24 protein-coding genes are annotated in these 20,610 nt (G+C 71.9%); 10 read left to right on the top strand and 14 right to left on the bottom strand.

All coding sequences use genetic code 11. The annotated features are described in order from the left end of the window. Nucleotides 1-106: 106 nt before the first annotated feature. Nucleotides 107-337 (bottom strand): DUF8847 domain-containing protein, encoded by a 231-nt coding sequence (locus IW249_RS23655; protein WP_091408172.1) that lies wholly within the window; start codon nt 335-337, stop codon nt 107-109. A 200-nt stretch (nt 338-537) separates the two neighbouring features. Here IW249_RS23655 and IW249_RS23650 point away from each other — a divergent pair, with 200 nt between their 5' ends. From IW249_RS23650 to IW249_RS23640, 3 genes are all read left to right on the top strand, one after another. After that, the gene (locus IW249_RS23650; protein WP_196922769.1) at nt 538-1,485 is read left to right on the top strand and encodes a serine/threonine-protein kinase; all 948 of its coding nucleotides are present in this window, start codon (nt 538-540) and stop codon (nt 1,483-1,485) included. Between the two features lie 70 nt (nt 1,486-1,555). Beyond that, complete coding sequence (locus tag IW249_RS23645; protein WP_196922768.1) at nt 1,556-1,981, top strand: OsmC family protein; 426 nt, start codon at nt 1,556-1,558, stop codon at nt 1,979-1,981. Between the two features lie 397 nt (nt 1,982-2,378). Continuing rightward, nucleotides 2,379-3,227 (top strand): hypothetical protein, encoded by an 849-nt coding sequence (locus IW249_RS23640; RefSeq protein ID WP_196922767.1) that lies wholly within the window; start codon nt 2,379-2,381, stop codon nt 3,225-3,227. A gap of 24 nt (nt 3,228-3,251) precedes the next feature. Here IW249_RS23640 and IW249_RS23635 read toward each other — a convergent pair whose 3' ends face one another. The 5 genes from IW249_RS23635 to IW249_RS23615 all read right to left on the bottom strand — a co-directional run bounded on the left by IW249_RS23635 (nt 3,252) and on the right by IW249_RS23615 (nt 7,671). Further along, nucleotides 3,252-3,767 (bottom strand): ATP synthase subunit B family protein, encoded by a 516-nt coding sequence (locus IW249_RS23635; RefSeq protein WP_196922766.1) that lies wholly within the window; start codon nt 3,765-3,767, stop codon nt 3,252-3,254. A gap of 114 nt (nt 3,768-3,881) precedes the next feature. Then, a complete protein-coding gene (locus IW249_RS23630; protein ID WP_196922765.1) occupies nt 3,882-4,328 on the bottom strand; it encodes a response regulator in 447 nt (148 codons plus the stop codon). Nucleotides 4,329-4,412: 84 nt separating this feature from the next. Continuing rightward, complete coding sequence (locus tag IW249_RS34810; protein ID WP_196922764.1) at nt 4,413-4,760, bottom strand: STAS domain-containing protein; 348 nt, start codon at nt 4,758-4,760, stop codon at nt 4,413-4,415. Between the two features lie 116 nt (nt 4,761-4,876). Continuing rightward, nucleotides 4,877-5,917 (bottom strand): cobalamin B12-binding domain-containing protein, encoded by a 1,041-nt coding sequence (locus IW249_RS23620; RefSeq protein WP_196922763.1) that lies wholly within the window; start codon nt 5,915-5,917, stop codon nt 4,877-4,879. After that, nucleotides 5,914-7,671 carry a PP2C family protein-serine/threonine phosphatase gene (locus IW249_RS23615; protein WP_196922762.1) on the bottom strand — a complete coding sequence of 586 codons (1,758 nt, stop codon included), beginning with the start codon at nt 7,669-7,671 and terminating at the stop codon, nt 5,914-5,916. Before IW249_RS23615 ends, IW249_RS23620 begins: the two co-directional genes overlap by 4 nt. Nucleotides 7,672-7,892: 221 nt before the next feature. Here IW249_RS23615 and IW249_RS23610 point away from each other — a divergent pair, with 221 nt between their 5' ends. Next, nucleotides 7,893-8,231 (top strand): STAS domain-containing protein, encoded by a 339-nt coding sequence (locus IW249_RS23610; RefSeq protein WP_196922761.1) that lies wholly within the window; start codon nt 7,893-7,895, stop codon nt 8,229-8,231. A gap of 73 nt (nt 8,232-8,304) precedes the next feature. Here IW249_RS23610 and IW249_RS23605 read toward each other — a convergent pair whose 3' ends face one another. Next, nucleotides 8,305-8,619, bottom strand: coding sequence for a hypothetical protein (locus IW249_RS23605; protein ID WP_196922760.1), 315 nt, complete (start codon nt 8,617-8,619; stop codon nt 8,305-8,307). Between the two features lie 201 nt (nt 8,620-8,820). Between IW249_RS23605 and IW249_RS23600 the strand changes: the two genes are divergently transcribed. The 3 genes from IW249_RS23600 (at nt 8,821) to IW249_RS23590 (ending at nt 11,852) form a co-directional block, all read left to right on the top strand. Continuing rightward, on the top strand, nt 8,821-9,798 hold the full coding sequence (locus IW249_RS23600; RefSeq protein ID WP_196922759.1) for a DUF2267 domain-containing protein: 978 nt from the start codon (nt 8,821-8,823) through the stop codon (nt 9,796-9,798). Between the two features lie 115 nt (nt 9,799-9,913). After that, nucleotides 9,914-10,708: a spermidine synthase gene (locus IW249_RS23595; protein WP_196922758.1), complete on the top strand. Its 795-nt coding sequence runs from the start codon at nt 9,914-9,916 to the stop codon at nt 10,706-10,708. A 58-nt stretch (nt 10,709-10,766) separates the two neighbouring features. Then, nucleotides 10,767-11,852: an AI-2E family transporter gene (locus IW249_RS23590; protein WP_196922757.1), complete on the top strand. Its 1,086-nt coding sequence runs from the start codon at nt 10,767-10,769 to the stop codon at nt 11,850-11,852. A 47-nt stretch (nt 11,853-11,899) separates the two neighbouring features. Here the strand turns inward: IW249_RS23590 and IW249_RS23585 are convergent, their stop codons facing one another. From IW249_RS23585 to IW249_RS23565, 5 genes are all read right to left on the bottom strand, one after another. After that, nucleotides 11,900-13,201, bottom strand: a complete 1,302-nt coding sequence (locus IW249_RS23585) for an NAD(P)/FAD-dependent oxidoreductase (RefSeq protein WP_196922756.1) — start codon at nt 13,199-13,201, stop codon at nt 11,900-11,902. 54 nt (nt 13,202-13,255) lie between these two features. Continuing rightward, on the bottom strand, nt 13,256-15,409 hold the full coding sequence (locus tag IW249_RS23580; protein WP_196922755.1) for an amylo-alpha-1,6-glucosidase: 2,154 nt from the start codon (nt 15,407-15,409) through the stop codon (nt 13,256-13,258). Nucleotides 15,410-15,524: 115 nt separating this feature from the next. Beyond that, complete coding sequence (locus IW249_RS23575) at nt 15,525-16,052, bottom strand: GNAT family N-acetyltransferase (protein ID WP_307788688.1); 528 nt, start codon at nt 16,050-16,052, stop codon at nt 15,525-15,527. Nucleotides 16,053-16,122: 70 nt separating this feature from the next. After that, a complete protein-coding gene (locus IW249_RS23570; RefSeq protein WP_196922753.1) occupies nt 16,123-16,845 on the bottom strand; it encodes a VOC family protein in 723 nt (240 codons plus the stop codon). Nucleotides 16,846-16,941: 96 nt separating this feature from the next. Next, entirely contained in the window at nt 16,942-17,706 is a 765-nt protein-coding gene (locus IW249_RS23565; protein WP_196922752.1) for a group II truncated hemoglobin, read from the bottom strand. A gap of 71 nt (nt 17,707-17,777) precedes the next feature. Between IW249_RS23565 and IW249_RS23560 the strand changes: the two genes are divergently transcribed. The 3 genes from IW249_RS23560 to IW249_RS23550 all read left to right on the top strand — a co-directional run bounded on the left by IW249_RS23560 (nt 17,778) and on the right by IW249_RS23550 (nt 19,840). Further along, complete coding sequence (locus IW249_RS23560; protein ID WP_196922751.1) at nt 17,778-18,122, top strand: winged helix-turn-helix transcriptional regulator; 345 nt, start codon at nt 17,778-17,780, stop codon at nt 18,120-18,122. Nucleotides 18,123-18,186: 64 nt separating this feature from the next. Next, nucleotides 18,187-18,831, top strand: a complete 645-nt coding sequence (locus tag IW249_RS23555; RefSeq protein WP_196922750.1) for a hypothetical protein — start codon at nt 18,187-18,189, stop codon at nt 18,829-18,831. Between the two features lie 79 nt (nt 18,832-18,910). Beyond that, nucleotides 18,911-19,840, top strand: coding sequence for an alpha/beta fold hydrolase (locus tag IW249_RS23550; RefSeq protein WP_196922749.1), 930 nt, complete (start codon nt 18,911-18,913; stop codon nt 19,838-19,840). 10 nt (nt 19,841-19,850) lie between these two features. On the opposite strand, the gene IW249_RS23545 is transcribed toward IW249_RS23550, so the two are convergent. Together IW249_RS23545 and IW249_RS23540 are read right to left on the bottom strand one after the other, a co-directional pair. Further along, the gene (locus IW249_RS23545; protein ID WP_196922748.1) at nt 19,851-20,270 is read right to left on the bottom strand and encodes a hypothetical protein; all 420 of its coding nucleotides are present in this window, start codon (nt 20,268-20,270) and stop codon (nt 19,851-19,853) included. A 34-nt stretch (nt 20,271-20,304) separates the two neighbouring features. After that, nucleotides 20,305-20,598, bottom strand: a complete 294-nt coding sequence (locus IW249_RS23540) for a DUF6510 family protein (RefSeq protein ID WP_196922747.1) — start codon at nt 20,596-20,598, stop codon at nt 20,305-20,307. Nucleotides 20,599-20,610 lie beyond the last annotated feature (12 nt).

Below are 20,610 nucleotides of genomic sequence, written 5' to 3'. Positions count from 1 at the left end.
ATCGTGGTCGCCACGCCTGTGCCACGCCCCTGCGGAAGCTGTGCGCCAGCTGTGCGGCCGGGCCGACGCGACGCCGGCGACCCCACCGGTCAGCCCCGCCTCGTGGTCACTCGGACACCCCGTAGGCGTCGGTGCGCACGAAACGCATGCTCCAGCCGCCCGCCTCGTCGGGCCGGTCGCGTTCGTAGAGGTGGTCGGGGCCGGGCTGCACCGGGCCCGTGCCGTCCGGGTGCCGCATGATCCAGCGCTGGGGTGGGGCGCCGTCTGACCCGGCCGGCAGCAACCGGACCAGGCCGTCCGCGGGCCCGCCGACGAAGCGTACGGTGACCTCGCTCATCGCGGCGTCCCCTCGGTGACCGTGCCGGCACAATGGGTGACACCGGCTCTGGCTCGCAAGCTACCGCACCCGCCGCTTCGGCGCAGCGAGGTGCGCGGGGCCGCCTGCCCCCGAATCCGGCTCCGGTTTGCCCAGCTTGGCGCCCGGGTACCGCCACCTCAGCACCCCGCCGCCGGCGGGGCGAGGGCGAGGAGCGGTCGATGCGGATGCTGGACGGGCGGTACCGGCTCGAACAGCGCATCGGGGTGGGCGGGATGTCCGAGGTGTGGCGGGCGTACGACCAGGTGCTGGACCGGCCGGTCGCGGTGAAGCTCATCTCGCCCGGCCGCGAGGATCGGGACGGCCCGGTGGACCGGATCCGCGCGGAGGCCCGGTCGGCGGCCCGCCTGGAGCACCCGAACGTGGCGAGCGTGCACGACTTCGGCACCTCCTCGACGTGGCCCGGTCGACCGGTGCCGTACATCGTGATGGAGTTGGCCGAGGGTGAGACCCTCGCCGTGCACCTGCGCGCCGGGCCACTGGACTGGCAGATCGCGGTGCGGGTCTGCGCGGAGGTCGCCGCCGCGCTGGCCGCCGCGCACGCCGAGGGCATCGTGCACCGGGACGTCAAACCCGCCAACGTCATGCTCACCCCGGCCGGGGTGAAGGTGCTCGACTTCGGCATCGCCATCGCCGCCGGAGCACCGGACCCGATGCCGAGTGGCATGGTGCTGGGCACCCCGGCGTACCTGGCGCCCGAACAGCTCGACGAGGCGCCGGCCACTCCCGCCGCCGACATGTACGCCCTCGGCGTGCTGCTCTACTACAGCCTCACCGCCCGCCTGCCGTACCGGGCGGCGACCGCCAGCGAGCTGCTGCTCGTACGGCGCCGGCAGCCCCCGGAGCCGCTGCCCGACATCGCCGGGCTCCCGCCGGAGGTTGCCGAGCTGTGCCACTCCTGCCTCGCCGACGACCCCGAGCAGCGTCCCACCAGTCTGGTCGCCGCTCTGCTGCTGGCGGAGGCCGTGGACGCCCGGGTGTACGTGCCGATGACGATCCCGACGACCCGCCGGCTGGCCCCGATGTCGCCCTGGACCGAACGGGCCGCCGCTGAGGCCACCGAGGCGGTGGCCGTGGCCCACGAGCCGAACCTGCCCGCCGGGCGCTGACCGGACGGCAGGCGGCGTTTCGTCGGGCGGCGAAGGGGAAGCCGGCCTGGTGAGCGACGGGAGAAACGCGATGCCGGATCAGAGTTCCTGGCTGCGTGAGGCCACAGCGACCGCCGAAGGCGGTCACGTACGCACCGACGATGGCGGGCTCTCCACCGCGCTGGCCTCACCGCTGGCGCCGCACTGCACCGGGCTGACCCCGGAACAGTTGCTGGCCGCGGCCTTCGCCTCCTGCCTGCACCACGCGGCGGTGGAGGTGGCCGGAGAGATCACCGACGAAGCCCACACCGTGCAGGTCCGGGCAGAGGCGAAGCTGGGCCGGGACAACGACGGCCGATACCGGGCAGACGTGCACGCGGAGATCTCCTCAGCCGGCCTGAGCCGAGATCAACTAGCCGATCTGGTCGAGTACGCCGACCGACTCTGGCCGTTCTCCAGCAGCGACACCAGCCGGCACCGGCTGACCGTCACCCCAGCCGAGAACGGCCGGCACTAACCCACCGCCCGCACGCCCGCACGCCGCACGCCCGCACTCCACCGCGCCGATCTTGCACTTTCGGTCGTCGATATCAGGGTTGATGCCCCCTATGTCACGACAGCAAGTGCAAGATCGCGTAGCAGGGAGAGGGTCCTGGGGCCGGGGGGGCCGGTTGGTGGAGGTATGCCTCGGTTGTTCGGGTGAGTCCGGAAGATGGCCGGCGGTGACGCCGGCAGGGGTGGCGGAGCGACCGGATTCGCCCGGCAAGTCGGGAATAACCGTCTGGTGTGATCCGCGTGGTTGATCGGCTTCGCTCAGGCTTTGCCCACTAAAGTCACCATGATCAGGGCAAATTGTGGCGCATGCCACCGTACGGGCTGCTGGCATCGGGCATTTGGTTCTTTAACCTCGGCAGGTGCATCCCGCCGACCCCTCCTCCCAGAAGCTGACCGACGCGCGCCCGACCACCCCCTCGGACGACGCCGCATCAACCGAACGGACGATCGGCCGCCACCGCGTTCCCGAGCCGCCGCGGCGTGCCCTGCTGGGCTCGACCCCGCTGCGGGTGGCGCTGGCCACCGGTGTCACCTGCTGCCTCAGCCTCGTAGCCGTCGCCACCGCGCGAGGCAACGACGAAGCCCCCCGTACGGTCGAGCCGCTCGCCGAGGCGGTGGCCGACCGCGCCGCGATCGCCGACGAGCGCGCCTCCCGGTCGCTGGACCGCGACGTCGCCCCCGCCCGGATCCTGCCCAGCCCCACGGCGAAACCCACCCCCACTCCCACCGCCGTCCGCAAGGCGCCCAAGAAGCCGGTCAAGCCCCGCCGCCCCCGGCCGGTGGCCGGCCTCGACCAGGCCCAGATGGACAACGCGAAGATCATCGTGGACGTCGGCCTGGAGATGAAGATGCCCCGCCGCGCCCTGGTGGTGGCGCTGTCCACCGCCATGCAGGAGAGCAACCTCTACAACCTGGCCAGCGACGTCCTCCCGGAGTCGGCGGAGTACCCGAACCAGGGCAGCGGCTCCGACCACGACTCGGTCGGGCTGTTCCAGCAGCGCCCCAGCAGCGGCTGGGGCACCGTCGCCCAGCTGATGCGCCCGTCGTACGCCGCGCGGGCCTTCTACACGGCGCTCAACGAGATCCCCGGCTGGCAGGACATGAGCGTCACCGCCGCCGCCCAGGCCGTACAGATCTCCGCCTACCCCGACGCGTACGCCCAGCACGAGGACCGGGCGACCACAGTCGCGGCGGCGCTCACCGCCTGAGCCGGGCACCCGCGCCAGCGCGGCTCAGCGACGGCCGGGCGGGGGCTCCGCGTCCAGGCCGCCGACTCCGACCCGACTGCCCGGTACGCCCGCAGCCGCAGTCGGGGTGTCGACGGGCACCTGGTCGGCCGTCAGCTGGTCGAGGATCTCGTCCACCCGCTCCTCGCGCCGCCGGCGGGCGTCCAGCGCCGCCTCGACGTCACGTCGGGTCTGCACGGCCTCCGCGTACGCCCGCTCCCGCACCAGCCGGGCCTCCTCGCGGGCATCGTCCAGCTCGGCGCGGGCCTGGGCCAGGATCTCGGCGGCCTCCCGCCGCACCGCCTCACCGGCGGGCCTGGTGGTGGTGGCGTCGCCCAGGTCCAGTCGTTGCAGGAGCCCGCTGAGCCAGGCCGCCTCCTGGCGGATCTCGTCCCACTCCCGGGTCGCCCCGGCCGCGCCCTCGGCTCGCGCCGCGAGCCGGGACAACCGGATCCCCAACTCGTCCAGGCAGTAATCCACCTGCCGCTGGTCGTAACCGGTCTCAACGACGGAGAACCTCATACTGTCGCCCCCCCAGGCAGCTGCTGTTACTTCCCCACCTGGATCCTCGGCCGCGACCGCTCGCGCCGAGGGGGTTCGGGAAAAATGTTCAGCATGCGCCGGGCGGCGCCGGCGTCAGCTCCGCTTGGGCAGCACGACGACCCGGCCGAAGAACTCGTCGATGCGGCGAACCACGTCGTTGAAGTCGTCCAGGTCGATCGGCTTGGTGACGTACGCGTTGGCCTGCAACGTGTAGCTGCCGACGATGTCGGTGTCGGCGTTGGAGGTCGTCAGCACGACGATCGGGATGGTCCGCAGATCCTCGTCCTGCTTGACCGCCCCGAGCACCTGCCGACCGTCCATGCGCGGCATGTTCAGATCCAGCAGGATCACGTCCGGGCGGCGGGCCTGCTCGTGCCGGCCCTCGGCGCGGAGAAACTCCATCGCCTCCTCGCCGTCACTGACCACGTCGATGATCTTCTCGACGTCGGAGTCCGCCAGCGCCTCCTCGATCATGAGCACGTCACCCGGGTCGTCGTCGACCACCAGGATGCGTACCGGCTGCGGGCTGTCTACGCCCATCACTACCTGCCTCGGAGTCGGCGGGGACGGGACCCTGACGGTCACCGCGTTGGCGGGGAAATGCTGGCGGGGAAATCTAGCCCATCAGGAAGCACTACGGGACGCGGGGTCGACCGACTCCGGTTCGTAGCGCAACACGTCGGCGAGGCCGGTCACCCGTAGCACCCGCTCGACCCGCCCGTTGGCCCCGGTGAGCCGGAGCCAACCCCCGTCGGCCGCCGCCTGGTTGTCGCCCCGGACGAACACGGCCATCCCGGTGGAGTCGCAGAACGTGAGGTCGGTCAGGTCGAGCAGCACCCGGGTCTCGCCCGCCGCGGCCAGTTTGTCGATCGCGGCGGTCAGCTCGGGGGCGGTGCTCAGGTCCAGCTCGCCCGCGAGCCGCAGGCAGGCGCCACCACCGTCGCGCTCGACGTAGCTGACGCTGAACGTCACCGTTCTCCCCCTCGCTCCACCCTCGGGTGGGACGTTTGCAGTCCGGCAAGTATACGCAGAGCTGACTGTGGCGCCCACGAGCGCGGTGATCGCCCCGGGTGCCACCGGCGGGTCGGTCAGCGGGACGCGCCGGGCAACGCCGCACATCCCAGCGCCAGCGTCCGCGCCGCCCGGGGGAAGTCCCGCAACGCGGCGGCGTAGTGCTCCAGCGGCAGGACGACAGCCCCGGCGGGCACCCCACGACTGCGCAGAATCCCCGACAGCCACTCCACGAACTCGGTGAACAACGAGGCGTCGTCGACGTAGACCGCCGCGGCCAGAAAATCCACTATGTGGCCCAGGTCGCTCACTGTCGCGTCGAGCTGAGCGGCGGTGTAAGCCCGGGCCGACGGCACCCGCTCCCGCAGCTCCGCCAACGCGCTGTCGATCAGCTCGCCGCGACGGCGCACCAGGCTGGCGTACTCGTCGTCGGCCAGGTGGGCCAGCCGCGCCGGCGGCGCAGCGCGCAGCGCCCGTTCGTCGGCGATCAGCTCGGCCGCCGAGGGCGCGTCCGGCGCCCAGGCCACCCCCAGCCGGCGCGCCCACCGGCCGTCCGCGCCGAAGCCCCGCCCACCGACCACCACCGGCACGTCCGAGCGGCGGCAGGCCTCGATCATCCGGTGGGCGTACGGCAGGCGCATCGGCAGCGCACACGCCAGCGCGACAGCGTGCGCGTCGTAACGGTGCAGGTACGACACCAGGTGCGCCGCCGGCACGCTGGCGCCCAGGAAGGTCACCTGCCACCCGCGCAACCGCAGCACCTCGGCCACCAGCCGGGGCGGCAGCGCGTGCCACTCGCCGTCCATGCAGGCGACCACCACCCGGCCGCCGGTCGGCCGTGGCTTGACGTGCGCCGACACCGCCGCCACCACCTGCTCGCTGATGTGGGTGGCCGCGTGCTCCTGGGCGACGCTCCACTCGTTGCGCGCCCACCGCTCGCCCACCTCGGCCTGGGCGGGCGCGACCAGGTCGAGCAGCACCCGCTCCGCCGGGACGCCCGCGTCGAGCAGGCCGATCGCCAGGTCGGTCGCCGCGTACTCGTCGGCCTCGGCGAGGTGGTCCAGGTAGCCGGAGTACGCCTCGTCGTCGAGATCGGTGGTGGCCGTGGCGGCGGTCACGCGTCAGTCTCCTCTGTCTGGTCGATGCCGGCGGGCACCGAGTGCAGGTGCCGGACGCTGCGCCCGCTCACACCGGCCGCGCGCAGCGCCAGCACGGCGATGTCGTCGTGGTCGCCCTGCGCCAGCCAGTCGCAGGTGACCTGCTCGACCCGTTCGGCCAGGGCCGGCGCGGGCATCCGCTGGCAGCCGGTCAGCGCGGTGACCAGACGCTCGGGGCCGAACAGCTCGTCGCCGCGCCGGCCGCCCCGGGCCTCGGTCACGCCGTCGCTGTAGAGCAGACAGGTCTCGCCCGGCGCCAACCGCACGGTGACCTCCCCGACGCGGGGGTCGGGCACCACGCCGATCAGCATGCCGCGCAACGGCACCGTCTCCACCTCACCGGAGGCGCGCAGCACCAGTGGCGGCAGGTGCCCCCCGCCGGCCATGGTGAGGGTGAGGCCGCCGTCGCGCTCCGGGCGGGCCACGCCGAGCACTATCGTGGCGAAACGGCCCTGGCCGTGCGCCTGGGTGGTCTCCAGCAGCGCGTCGTTGAGCAGCCGCAGCAACCGCGCGGGGTTCGACTCCAACCGGTGCAGCGCCTGGAGGCACTGGCGTAGCTGACCGGTGAAGACGGCCGCTTCGACACCCTTGCCCGACACGTCGCCGAGGAAGAACACCGAGCCACCGTCGGTGAGCCGGTGCGAACCGTAGAAGTCGCCGCCAATGCGCAGCCCCGCCTGCGCGGGCCGGTACGCGGTGCCCCACTGCACACCGGTGGCCTCGACCGGCTCGACCGGCAGCAGGCTGGCCTGGAGGGTGTCGGCCACCTCGGCCTGGTCGCGGTAGAGCAGCGCGGTGGTCAACGCCGCGCCGGCACGGGCCGCGAACGCGCGGACCAGCTCCACGTCGTCGTCGTCGTACCAGCGGGTGGCGCGGCGGGCCACCAGCAGCACACCGACCGGCGCATCGCGGCCCGGCAGCGGGACGACCCGAGCGGCGCTCTCGGTGCCGGCGAGCCCCGGCAGCCAACCGGCGTCGACCGCCTGCTCGACCAGCCAGTCCACCGCGTGCGGCTCGGCGCCGGTCAGCCCGTCGGCGATGGCGCTCGGCAATTCGCCGCCGCCCAGTACGCCGCTGTCCACAGTCGGCGCCTCGTCGTCGGTGCGCGTCGCCCGCCACCAGCGGGCCCGCCCGCCCCGCGGGGCGAGCACCAGCACCGCCACCTCGGCCAGGGTCGGCACCGCCAGTCGGACGACAGCGGCGGCGGCCCGGTCGGGGTGCAGAGGGTTGCCCAGTTTGTCGCCGACCACGGCCAGGAACGCCGACCGCGCCCGTTCGGCGAGCAGCGCGTCGGCCCGGCTGACGCTGTCGGTGACATCCTCGACGTACCAGCAGCAGCGGGCGCCGGAGAGCGGCACCTGGCGCGCGGTGAGCCGACGCCCGCGGTGGGTGAAGCCGCCGGGAACGCCCTGGCTCAGGCCGGGCACACCGGCGGCGCTGAGCAGTTCACCGGGCGTCACCTCGGGCAGCAACCGCTCGGCCACCGGGCTGACGTGTCGCACGACGCCGTCGGCGTCGCAGACCACCAGGCCCTCGCGGAAGTGCTCGACGACCTCGAACCAGTCGGGCGTGGCCTGACCCCGGTCGGGGGCCAACGGCGGCAGAGCGGCAGTGGGGCGGCGAACGTCGGCGGACCACGCCGAGGGTCGTGTCGTGCTCGGCGTGGAGAGCCGTCCGTCGCCCGGGTCGAAGTCCCTGACGTCGGAAGCAGTCACCAGCTGAGCCTCACTCCTTGTCGTTCACCGAACCCGTGCCGGAACCGGCGTCCACTGTCAAAAACTCTCCAGGCCACCCTACGCCGGAACCCGGATAGCGGCATCTCACGGCAGGTGGCGGGCATCGCCACCACCCGCTGCGGCGAGGGCTGCGTGACCGCCACGCGTGCGGGTCACAGCCCCCGCTTTGCGTTTTGTCGCTCGACCGGGAAAATGGTGGGATGCCCGACCAGCTGTTGACCATCGAGACAACCCGGCTCGCCGCCGGGCACGTCCGACTCCGGCTGACCGGCGAACTCGACTACGACAGCGCGCCCGAGTTGATCGCCGCGGCGGCCGAGCTGCGCGGCAACGACGACGCCCCGGTCCTGGTGGACCTGACCGGAGTGACCCTCTGCGATTCCTCCGGGCTCAGCGCGTTGCTGGTGGTGCACCGCGCCGCCGGGACGATCCAACTGACCGGGGTCAGCCCTCAGCTCCAGCGGATGCTGGACCGCACGGGCCTGAGTGAGTTGCTGGCCGTGGCGTACGCCGACGACGACGTGCGCGCCATCGGCTGACCGGCAGGCCACCCCGAGTGCGAACGGGGTGGCCCCCGACCCTGGGACCTGGGGTCGGGGGCCGGAGGAATGTCTAGGGTGCCGTCATCGGCTGGAGCCGGGGTCCGTCCTCCCGCAGCTCGCCGGTCGGGGTCGCGTCGATGTCCTCGGGTTCCCCCGAATCGGGCGTCTGGTACAGATAGCGGACGAACTGCCCACCCGCCTCGTTGTCGTCCGCGCCGGGCCACTGGCCTATGCAGTCCATGCCGATCACCTCCCGGCCGGTCCCGTCGGCCTCCTCCAACAACGCCCACAGGCTCACCGGGTAACACCTGGTGACCTCAGGGGTGAGTTGCCAGCGCGCGTACCAGCCGGGCCGGGCGGGGACGATCTCGACAACTTCCTTCATGACGGCCTTCCTCCCGCGTACCTCGGAAGAACTCCGGTCCTGCCCCCATCCTGCGGGCCGTGCGGGTGAGCACCCCTCACCCCCGCCGGATGAAGCGTGGCGCAGGCCGCTGCGACCCGGCCGGCGGCCTCCGTTTCCTTCTCCGGGACGGCGGGAAGGCGACTGGCGCAGCCACGATCCCCAGCGGAAAGGGATGCCACCATGCGCAAGCAGATGGAGGGCGACAACCAGCGGCGCCGGGCACTGGCCCGGCAGGCCCGGGAGCAGAATCGCCAGCCCAGCGAGATCGGCGCCAGCCTGAGCGCCTCCAAGCAGCTCACGAGCCTCGATGCGGGTAAGCGGGCGGGCCCACCACCGGCCGGAGTGCACAAGTCGGACACCACGCGCGGCGGGCCGGCACCGCCGCCGGTCGGTAGCGCCGACAACCCACGACCGCAGCCGTCCCCGCCGAGCGGCGCGGCCGGTGTGAACAGCATGGGCTACCACCAGTTGGTCGACGAGGTCCGGCGTCGCGCCGGGGTCGACTTCAAGACGGCCAAGGTGGGCACCGAGGCGACTGTGCTGGTCCTCGCGTTCGCCCTGGAGGCCGCCGAGCGGCAGCGGCTGCTCGCCGCGGTGCCGTCGTCGCTGCACGACGTGCTGCCGGTCGACGGCATCGAGCGACACCAGGACCTGCCCGGCTTCCTGGCCGAGGTGGGCCGGATCAGCGGCAACACCCCGGAGCAGGCCCGGTACCAGGCGGAGGCGACGATGGCCGCGCTCGCCGAGCAGGACGGCGACCTGGTCGAGTCGCTGCACGTACCCGACGGGTTGCGCGACCTGCTGAACCCGCCGGAGGTCGGCGGCGGCCTCGTGGGCGCCTCCACCACCACACCCACCCTGGACGCCGACGAGATCGACGCGGCGCTCGACGACCTGCCCTACTGGGCCGGCGACAGCCAGGGCCTCTACCGGGTGGTCGCGCTGCCGCCCGACAACCTGGACCGGGTCCTCGCCCGGCTCGACCGGCTGCGCCGGGACAACGGCCGGGGCCCGAGCATCGGGCGTCCCGGAGACACCGCCGCCGTGTTGACAGTGCGGACCAACCAGGCCAACGGGGTGACAGCGCTCGACGTGGACCTCGCCCGCCAGATCGACGACGCGATCGACGAGGTCGGGGCCGGGATGGCCGGCGGCTGACGGCCACCGCGACATCAGGCGGGCCGGCGGACCGGGCGCAACCCCGCTCCGCCGGCCCGTCCGCCGTGCCGGGCCACGGGCCGGACGTACCGTGGGCTCGGCTAGCGTGCCGGATATGAACCGCGCCGCCGACCGGCTGGAAGTGGTCGCCGACCCGGTCCGCCGGACCGGGCGGACACTGCTGTCCGCCGGGGTCGAGCAGTCGTACGTGGATGTCGAGGATCCCCGGTACCTGCATTTCGAGTACGTCCGGCGGATCGCCTCGGCGGTGGACGTGGCGGCCCCGGCCGGCGCCCCGCTGAATGTCCTGCACCTGGGCGGCGGCGCGTTGACGCTGCCCCGCTGGCTGGCCGCCACCCGGCCCGGCTCCCCGCAACGGGTCGTCGAGCGGGACGCCGCGGTGGTCGAATTGGTATCCCGGGAGTTGCCGCCGCTGCCGGCGGAGGTGCGGGTGGAGGTCGCCGACGCCCGGGACGCCCTGACCGCCACCGCGGACGGCCGGTACGACCTGGTGATCGCCGACATCTACCGGGCGGCCCGGATGCCCCGGCACGTCCGCACCGTCGAGTTCGCCGCCGAGGTGGCCCGCGCCCTGCGCCCCGACGGGTTGTACCTTCTCAACGTCACCGACCTGCCGCCGCTGGTCGGCACCCGGGTGCAGGTGGCCACGTTGCGGGCGGTCTTCGCCGACGTGTGCGTGGTCGGCGACCGGCGAATGCTGCGCGGCCGCAGGTACGGCAACCTGGTGCTGGCCGCGACCTCCCGCCCCGGCGGGCTGCCGGTGGCCCGGCTGGCGGTAGCCGCCCTGCGCGACCCGGTGCCCGGCGGGCTGCTGCACGCCGCCGCGCTCGACACGTTCGTCGCCGGCGCACACCCCGTCACCGACGCGGACGACCACTCCCGCCACTGAACGCCGTTGCGCCCGCGATGCCGGGTTTCCGACGGCACGCGCGGGGAAGGCCCGCCGGATGAGCGACGTCGACCAGCGGGCGACCGCCCGCCGCACCCTGATCGTGATCGGTCTGGTGCTGGCGACCGCGCTCGCGCTGGGCTTCGTGTACGCGACCCGGAGGGTGCTGGTCTGGGCGGTGGTGGCCGCGTTCTTCGCCGTCGCGCTCAAACCCCTCGTCGACCGGCTGCAACGCCGCTTCGTCCGGCGTCGGGCGCTGGCCACCCTGCTGGTGTTCCTCGCCGCGTTCGTCCTGCTGGCGATCCTGGCCGCGCTCATCCTGGTGCCGTTGTTCGGCGAGCTGGGCCGCTTCGCCGACCGGGCGCCGGACCTGCTGCGGGAGGCTCGCGCCGGACGGGGCCCGGTCGGGCAGGTGCTGGAGCGCACCGGCGCACGACGTTACGTCAGCGAGCACTCCGAGCAGCTGCGCGACCTCGGCGGCCGGCTGCGCCAACCGGCGGTCGGTGTGCTGCGCGGCGTCGTCGAGTCGGTCGCCGGGCTGGTCACGGTCATCGTGCTGGCGTACCTCATGGTGTTGGAGGCCCCGCGGATCACCCGCGGCCTACTGGCGGCGGCCGGGGACGGTCAGGGCGAGCGGCTACGCCGGGTGGGCCGGGAGGTGTCGCGGACCGTCACCGGCTACCTCACCGGGAACCTGCTGATCAGCGTGATCTGCGGGGCGTTGACCTTCGTGGTGCTGACCCTCACCGGCGTGCCCTTCGCGGCCGTGATCGCCCTCCTGGTGGCGGTCGCCGACCTGATACCGCTGGTCGGGGCGACCCTCGGCGCGGTGATCGCGGCCGGCGCCGGCTTCCTGCACTCCCCCACCGCCGGGGTGGTGGTGCTGGTCTTCTTCGTGGTCTACCAACAGTTGGAGAACCACCTGCTCCAACCGCTCATCCTGTCCCGCGCGGTCCGGCTGAACCCGTTGACCGTGCTGGTGAGCGTGCTGCTCGCGGCGGAGCTGGCCGGTCTGCTCGGCGCGCTGCTGGCCATCCCCGCCGCCGGCATCATCCAGACCCTGCTGCGCGAGTACGGCCCGCTCCGGCTGCGACCCGCAACGCCGGCCGGCCCGGACGCGCGACCGGCCGACCCGACCGACTGACCGACCGTCGCGGCCGGCCTGCTCCGCGACGGCCTGGCCGGGCCTGCTCAGCGGGACCGGGTCGCGACCTCGGGGGTGGTGCTCTCCAACGGCACCGCGTTGGCCGGCACCAGCCCCAACTGGACCGCGGACCGGGTCAACGCGGCGTCCAACGCCCAGTCGGCGCTCACCCGTGTGCGGTTTCCCGGCATCGCCATCAGGTGGTATGCCCGGGTGACCGCCTTGGCCGGCAGCCCGGACAGGTTGACCTGCAACGGGTTCGCCGCCGCGTCCTTGCCACCCAGGTCGACGACCCAGCCCAGATCGTGGTGCTTGTACGGCTTACGCCGGCCGAACCCGTATGACGCGGCGATGTTGTACGCCGCGCGCTTGCCCTGCCGCTGCGCGTGCTGGGCGGTCATCCCGCACACCTTGCCCGGGTTGACCAGGTCGGGCACCGCGGCGGCGTCCCCGACCGCGAAGACCTCCGGGTAGCCGGGAACGTTGAGGAACTCGTCGGTGACCAGTCGACCCCGGTCGGTCCGCAGGCCCAGCTCGTTGACGAACGGGTCGGGGCGCACCCCCACACACCACACCAGGGTGCAGGTCGGCACGTACTCGCCGTCGGTGAGCTTCACCCCGTCGCAGGTCGCCTCGGCCACCGAGGTGCCCATCCGCACGTCCACCCCACGCCGGTCGAGCACCTTGTGCGAGGTGTCCGACATCCGCTTGTCCAACTCCGGCAGCACCCGCGACGCCACGTCGAGCAGCATCCAGCGGGGCCGCACGGTGAGCCGGGGCCGCTGGGCGTGCAGCGCGTCGGTGAACAGCTGCCCGTGCGCCGCCACCTCCGTGCCGGTGTAGCCCGCCCCGACCACCACGAACGTGGACCGGGCCCGCTGCTCAGCAGGGTCCTCGGCCTGCTCGGCCAACTCGACCTGCCGGACGATGTGATCATGCAGGTAGACGGCCTCGGGCAGACCGCGGAAGCCGTGCGCGTACTCGGTCACCCCAGGGATGGGCAGCAGCTTGTTGACGCTGCCCACGGCGAGCACCAGCCGGTCGTACGCCAGCCGGTTCTTCTCCCCCTCGGCCTGGGTGAAGCCGACCCAGCGGTTCTGCAGGTCGACGTGGTCGGCCTCGCCGATCACCACCCGTACGCCCTTGAGCGTCCCGGTCAGCGGCACGGCGATGCGTCTGGGCTCGACCACCCCGGCCGCCACCTCCGGCAGCAGCGGCAGGTACAGGAAGTAGTCGGTGGAGTTCAGCACCACGATCTCGGCCCGGTCCCGGGCGATCCGGCTCAACGTCTTCGCCGCGTGGTAACCGGCGAACCCGGCCCCCACGATCACCACACGAGGTTTCGTCATTGCGCGCCGTTTCCCGTCGAAGGCCGCGACAAACGTCCGAGGCGCCAGCCGCACTCAGCTGGGCTGGAGCCGAACGTGGCCGCTGCGACCGATCGCCTCCAACTCCCACTCCTGGCCGAACGCCCGCACCCGCTCGGCGGCGATCCGGCCTAGTTTCTCCGGGACGTCCGGATCGAGGACCAATCGGCCGTTGACCGGATTGACGCCGAGCATGGCGCGGATCAAGGCCAGCGGCGTGCCGGCCGCCCACGCCTGCGGGCTGCACGCGGTCGGGTACGGCACGGCGAAGAGCAGTCGTTTCCGGTCGAAACCGCTGAGCGCCTCCGGCAGCCGGTAACCGAACTGGTCGGCCGCCTCGATCATCGCCAGACTGATCCGGTTCGACTCGGTTCGGTAGCCATAGCGGGCCAGGCCGAGCGCGGCGATCGAGTTGTCGTGCGGCCAGACCGTGCCCAGGTGGTAGCCGAGGGCGTTGTAGAGCTGCTCCTCCCGCGACAGCGTCCGGATGCCCCAACCGGAGAACATGTCCGGCGACATGAGTTGCCCCACCACCGCCCCGGCCCGCTCCGGCGGGACGATTCCGCTCCACAGCAGGTGACCCATGTTCGAGGTCTTGGAGTCGACGCGGTTCTTGTCGCCGTCCAGGGCGACCGCGTAGTAGCCGCCCCGTTCCTCGATCCAGAAGTCGTGGTTGAACCGCTCGTACAGGGTGCTGGCCTCGTCGCGGAGGCGGCGCGCCAAGGTGGGGTTGTCCAACGGCCCGTCGAACAACTCGGCCAGCCGCAGTTTGGCGTCGTAGGTGTAGCCCTGCAGGTCGGACGTGGCCAGCGGGAGCACGGGGATCCGGCCGTCGGCGAAGCAGACGCCATCCGGTGAGTCCCGCCAGCACTGGTTGCCCAGCCCCTCGGGCGAGCGGGTGCCGTACTCGACGTAGCCGTCGCCGTCCCGGTCGCCGTACTCGTCGATCCAGCGCAACGCGGCCACCGCGTTGTCCCGCAAGTGCCGGACGGTCTCGTCGTCGCCGGTCCAGCGCCAGTACTCGGAGAGCAGGATCAGCCAGAGCTGGGTGGCGTCGGCGGTGCCGTAGTACGGCCCGAACGGTTTCTCACCACTGCGGGTCAACTCGCCGCTGCGCACCTCGTGCAGGATCTTGCCGGGTTCCTCGTCGGTGAAGTCGTCGCACGTCTCACCCTGGAGCCGGGCCAGGGCGAGCAGGGTGCCCTTCGCCAGCGCCGGCCCGGCGACCAGCGTCTGATACGCGGTGATCAGGGTGTCCCGGCCGAAGACGGTGAGGAACCACGGCAACCCGGCACCGGGCAGCAGAATCCGCTGGCCCTTGACCTCCAGGTCGAGCCGCAGAGCCGCCAGGTCGCTGCGGGACTGCCGCACGGTGCGCTCCAACGCCTCGCTGTCACTGTGCAGCACCGCCCGGTCCTCGATCCACCGGCGCAGCGGGTCGTCGGCCCGGCCGTGGATGACGTCGGCGATGTCGCCCCGGACCGGCTCCACCACCCCCATCCCGGGCGGCAGTGGTACGTGCAGGTCGACCTGCCACTCCTCGCCCTGGGCCAGGCTCAGGTCCCAGACCAGGTCGTCGCCCTCGATACGGTCGGCGGGCTTCGCGCAGCACACCCGGGTCTGCGCGGAGAACTCACCGCGCTGGTAGGAGAAGCACAGCTCGGACCCGTCGGCGGCGTGGTCGCGGCTGATCTCGGCGGAGCGGTCCCGGACCCTCGACTTGACCTCGAACAGGTCGGCGAAGTCGGCGGCAACGGCCAGCCGCAGCTCCACCCGGACCGGCTCCCGCCCGAAGGAGATCAGTTCCACGCGTTCGTGAAACCCGTCCCCGACGTAGCGCAGGCGCCGCACGCCCAACGTGTTCGGCGGCAACCCGGGCAACTCCGGGTTGGTGAGCACGTACTGCGCCGAATAGTGGTCGATCGTCTCGGCGCGCAGCAGCAACAGCTCACCGCCGTTGACGGTCAGGCTCCAGCCGCTGATCAGACGGGTGTCCAGGTGGACGAGCCCGCCGATACTCCCCGTCGGCACATCCCCGCACGCGTTGGAGTACAGGAACGTGGGCCCGCTGAGCACCGCCAGGGAGTCGGGGCCCAGCTCGGGTGGAATGGCCCGCTGGTCGGCGCTGTCCGTATCCGCGACGGACAGTCCGGGGATGGGATTGGCAGGGGTCGCGCGCACGACAGCCATGACACCCACCGTAGGAAGCAGGGTACGGAGCGTCATCACCCCGTCCGGGTGAAAGTTCCGGACTCCGCTCCCGCAGTGAAGCCCTGCCATCGGCCGGGTTCGGCCGGCCCGACGGTCAGGCGGGCGTTGGTGCGGTGATCGCCCAGCGCTCGTGGTCGCGCCAGCCGCCGTCGATGAACAGGTAGTCCGGGGAGAAACCCTCCAACCGGAAACCCAGCTTGCGGGCCACCCGCCGCGACGGCTCGTTGCCCGGTTGGATGTTCGCCTCCAGCCGGTGCAGGCCCACCGCTGTGAACGCGTGGTCGATCACCAGGGCCACGCCCGCCGACGCGTGCCCGGTTCCGCTGTACGGCAGGAAGGCCGCGTACCCGAGGAAGCCACCACGCAGCGCGCCCAACACGATCCCGCTGATGTTCACGTAGCCGGCTATCTCGCCGCTGGCCCGGTCGCAGATCAGGTAGCCGGCGCTGTCGCGGCGACGGATCCGGCGCAGATAGAGCTCGTACTCCTCCGGGTTGGCCGGCGCGGCCAACCACGGGTGGTGCAGGTCCCGACTGCGCCGCACGGCGGCCACGAACTCGTCGGAGTCGGTGGGCCGGGGCCGGCGGATCGCGGCGGGACCACCGGTACGCAGATATCTCACGGCGGACCACTCTGACCGACCGGGGCCGTCGTTGTCCAACCGCCCGCCAGGTGACCCCCGCACTGTCGCGCTAGCGGGACGTCAGCAGGCTGAACTCCTGACCATCGGGGTCGGCCAGCACCAGTCGGCCTGTCCCGTCCTGGTCGGTGTCGACCCGCGTCGCCCCGAGCGAAAGCAGACGGTCGACCTCGACCTGCCAATCGACGTCGCCAGCCGGGGCGAGGTCGAACCGCACCCGATCCCGGCCGCCATTCGGCATGTACGGCGGACCGCCCCAGGAGATCTTCGTGCCGCCGTTCGGTGCCTGGATCGCGGTCTCCTCGTCCTGGTCCCAGACCAGCGGCCACCCCAGCGCCTGGCTCCAGAAGTAGCCGACCGCCTGCGACCCGTCGCAGGCCAACGCTCCGACGAAGCCGCAGCCGGCGAGGAACTTGTTGCCCGGAGCGATGACGTCGAACTCGTTGCCCTCAGGGTCGGCGAGCACCACGTGATCGATCTCCGGGCCCTGCCCGATGTCGGCATGCCGCGCGCCGAGTTCCAGTGCCCTGGCCACCGTCTGCCGCTGGTCCTCCAGCGAACTGCTGGTCAGGTCGAAGTGCATCCGGTTCTGGACGACCTTCGGCTGCTGGTTCGGGGCGAAGCGGAGGTGGAACTCGTTGTCGTTTCTGGGTAGGAGCAGGATGCCGTCGTGCGGATCGTCGACGATGTCCCGCCCCAGGAGCCCGGACCAGAACTGCGCGAGCCGCAGAGGCTCGCTCGCGTCGAAGCTGATCGCGAACAGGTGTGCAGTCATCGCTGCGCTCATCTCCCATCGGACGGACGCCGTGCCAGCCGTCGGAGCGGGAGCCTAGGGGTGCGCCAGGTAGAGCGCACCCGAGTTTCGGCGGGCTCATCCCCGGTAGGGCGGGGCCACACCCCAGCCCCAGCGTGGGACCGGTGCCTGCCGGACCGGGTCCGCGTCCGGTTGAGAATTGCCCACCGCCAACCGGGTGCCCCACTCCAGGTAGCTCGCGAAGGCGGCGCGAAACTCCGGATCATCGGGTAGGCCGACCTCGTCGGCAGCGTCCATCATCAGGTTGACCCACCGCCGACGCTGCGCCTCGGTGATCGCCCTGCCCAGGTGCTGGCCGAGCATGTGGCGGTAACCGCCGTGCTCCATCGTGTAGGTGGCCGGTCCGCCGAAGACCTCGGCAAGCCATACCGCCACATGTCGGGCATGGTCGGGGTGCATGTGGGCGAACATCGGCGCGAGCAGGTCGTCGGAGCGGACCAGTCGGTAGAAGGCATCGCAGAGTTTCCTGAACGCGTCGGTGCCGCCGGCCCACTCGTGCAGGCTCGGCGGCGCAGCGCCACCAGGGCCGGCAACCGACGTTGGAGCGTAGTGCCGCATCTCCTGGATGTCCTCGACGTACGGCTTGATCGCGGCGAAGAACTGCCCGAACACCGGGCCGCCCCGAAACCCCAACAGGTGCTCGTCCACCGATGTCCAGGTGATGCGCAGCAGGTAGCAGGCGGGGTCGTCCAGGCAGCGGCTCAACTCGTAGTCCACACACTGCGGCGCGGCGCGTAACGCGCCTGCGGCCCGCTCGTACGCCGCCTCGAAACCGTCCAGCCGTTCCTGCGGCACGCGGTACCTGATGTACTCGATCACCATGGACACAGCTGAACACCCGCAGCGGCGATGATCAAGTACGCACCTTTTGGTACGTGCTGAGGGAGGCCCCGATGCCCAAGCGATACCACTGCCCGGTGGAGCTCGCCGTCGACATTGTCGGCGGAAAATGGCGACCCGTGATCCTGGCCCATCTCAAGGAGGGCGTACACCGCTACGGCGAACTGCGCCGCCGGATGCCAGGGATCAGCGAGAAGATGCTGACCCAGCGTCTGCGCGAGTTGGAGGCCGACGGGCTCGTCCTGCGGCACGACCAAGAGACCACACCACCCCACGTCGAGTACCGGCTCACCGACGAAGGACTCAGCCTGGCCCCGGTGTTGCAGGCCCTCTACGACTGGGGCGCCGCGCGGGCCGCACGTACCGGCACCACCATCGACGAACCCGCTGCTGCCTGACAGCCGTCCGACGGTGGCTGCTCGCGGGCACCACGCAGTAAGTCGTCGATGCGAGAATCGGCCGGTGGAGAACGAGCTGACGGCGGCCCTGGCGGGCGTACGGGACGCGTTCGCCCGGTATCCGCGCCGTGCGGTGCTCGACGGCTGCCCGCACTGCGAGGGCTCGGTGCTGGTCGACGAGCACGACCTCTTCTCGCTGACCATCAGCCTCGGCAACACGGTCGGCGGACGTGTGGACGTGAAGGCCCTGCTCCCCGTGCTCCTTGAGCGCCTGCTCGGGTCCGACGAGCTGGAACCGGTCATCGTCTTGGGCAAACTCCGCTATGAGGAGTGGCGCACCTGGCCGCGGGTCGAGCAGGAGGCCATCGACGCGTACCTCGACGTGGTGTGGCGGGCGTTGCTGGCGGATCATCCGTCGCGGCTCGGGTCGTTCACCGACCCGACGGACTTCCTCGACGCGGCCCACGCGGCCGGCGAGCGCGTCGAACGATTCCTCGACGTCTGGGACGCCACGCTCACCCCGCCGGCAGACCGTCACCTGGCCGAGCTGGTCAGCAGACTCAACTTCACCAGTCAGAAGCCGAGCGCCCTGGGCGACTGGTTACGCCGAGAGGCGACCCGCGACCGCCTGCACCGCGCGTGGGAACGTGACTACGACTCACAGTGGGCCGACGACCTCGCCCGGGCCTACGACCTCCTCCGCCACTGAGAGGCTCCTCGCTTCGCGACCAGACCACGTGCACCCGACCGAGCCGACGTCGATCAGAAGCGCCTGACAAGGAGGCCGAATGGATGCCGAGTCGCAGGACCCCGTCGTCGTCGCGCTGTCCAGCCTGGTACCAACTGGTGTCGACAGTGGCCGGCTGACCCGGGAGTCCGACCGACAGTTGCGGTGGGTGGCAGCCGGCAGCGCCACACCACCGGTCGTCCTGGTCTCCGGGGCCGGCGAAGTCGGGCTGGACTGGGCCGTCGTCCTCCCTTCGCTGGCCGAGAGGGCCCGCGTCATCGCCTACGACCGGGCCGGTCTGGGAGCCAGTGACGCCGACTCGCGGCTGACACTGGGCTCCCAGGTACGCGACCTCGTGGCACTCCTGGACGACGTCGGTCCCGCAGTGCTGGTCGGTCACAGCTGGGGCGGACTGCTCGCCCAACTAGCCGCTTTCGCCCGTCCCGACCAGACGCTCGGCCTGGTCCTGCTCGATCCGTTCCACGAGGACAGCACGGCAGAGGTGCCACTGCCTCTGCGTGTCTCATCGAACCTCCTGCTCAACGCCATCCCGGTGCTCAAGGCGATCGGGCTCTTCGATCGGATCGCGGCGACCATGGGCCGCACGCTCGCGGAGCGCTGCACCGACGACCCGGAGACCCAGGCATCGATCACCCACGCGTACCGGGCCAGCTATCGCACATTCGCTCAGGTCACGACCATTCGGGCGGAGAACCGCCTCGCCAACACCTGCACCCGGGAGGTGCGCGCCGCGCGCGCGACGTCGACCGCCCCCGACATACCGATGAGAATCCTGACCGCGACCCGCGGCAAACCGGCGGCCCTGCGACAGCGCTCCGATGACCTCGCCGACCAGACCGCCGCGGTCTTCCCACACGGCGTCCACGTCGTGGTGCCCGACAGCGGCCACTACATCCACAAGGACCAACCCGCCGCCGTGGTCGAAGCCGTGCGCGCCGTCCTCGCCCAAGCCAACCAGGATACGCCGTAGCGGGACAGGGTCAGCGCCCCTGGACCGCCGACCGGGCGAACCATGGCGCCAGCCACGGGCTGAGCGCGACGAGACCAACGGCGAGGGCGGTGATGACGGCCTGCCCGATCCGGCCCGGGGTGACGCCGCCCGCCGGGTCCAGCACGTAGTTGGCGTACCCGTTCGCGGCCGCGTCCGTCACCAGCACCGCGCAGCCCAACACGAGCCCCTCCACCCGGCGAGCGGCCAACAGCAACGCCGCCAACGGATCCCACAGCGTCAGGGACGTGAAGTAGAACGCCAGCCACCCGGGCAGGGCGAGCTGCGGCCCGAACTGGGGCAGGAGCAACTGCACCACGTGCACCGCGGTGCCGTAGGCGAAGACCAGCACGGCCACCGCCACCACGCACCGGACCGCGAGCGGCACACCACTCCACCGACCGGCGCTCATCCGGCCATCCTGCCTCAGCCGGGCGAGCGTTCTGTCAGAGCGGGCCGGGGAACGTCTGCTCCATCGGCATCGGCACCTGGAGGAACGTGGTGCCGCGCATGTCCAGCCAGGCCCGGTCCGGACCACGCACCAGACGCACCATCACCTCCTCGCAGGAGGGGCAGCGGGCGACGAGACCCGGGGCGTGCGAGTAGACGTGCAGGCTGGCCATCGAGCCGGTCGTCCCGCAGTTCTCACAGCGGCCCATCGCGCTGCTCAGGTCGACGGTGAACAGCTCCCGCATCGGGCCGTCGAGCATGTTGCCGTCCAGGTACGACATCTCGGTCATCGAATCTCCTCG

The sequence above is a fragment of the Micromonospora vinacea genome (assembly GCF_015751785.1).
Classification (GTDB): domain Bacteria; phylum Actinomycetota; class Actinomycetes; order Mycobacteriales; family Micromonosporaceae; genus Micromonospora; species Micromonospora vinacea.
Note: the sequence above shows the minus strand (reverse complement) of the source record. Positions and strands in the feature narration are given on the sequence as shown.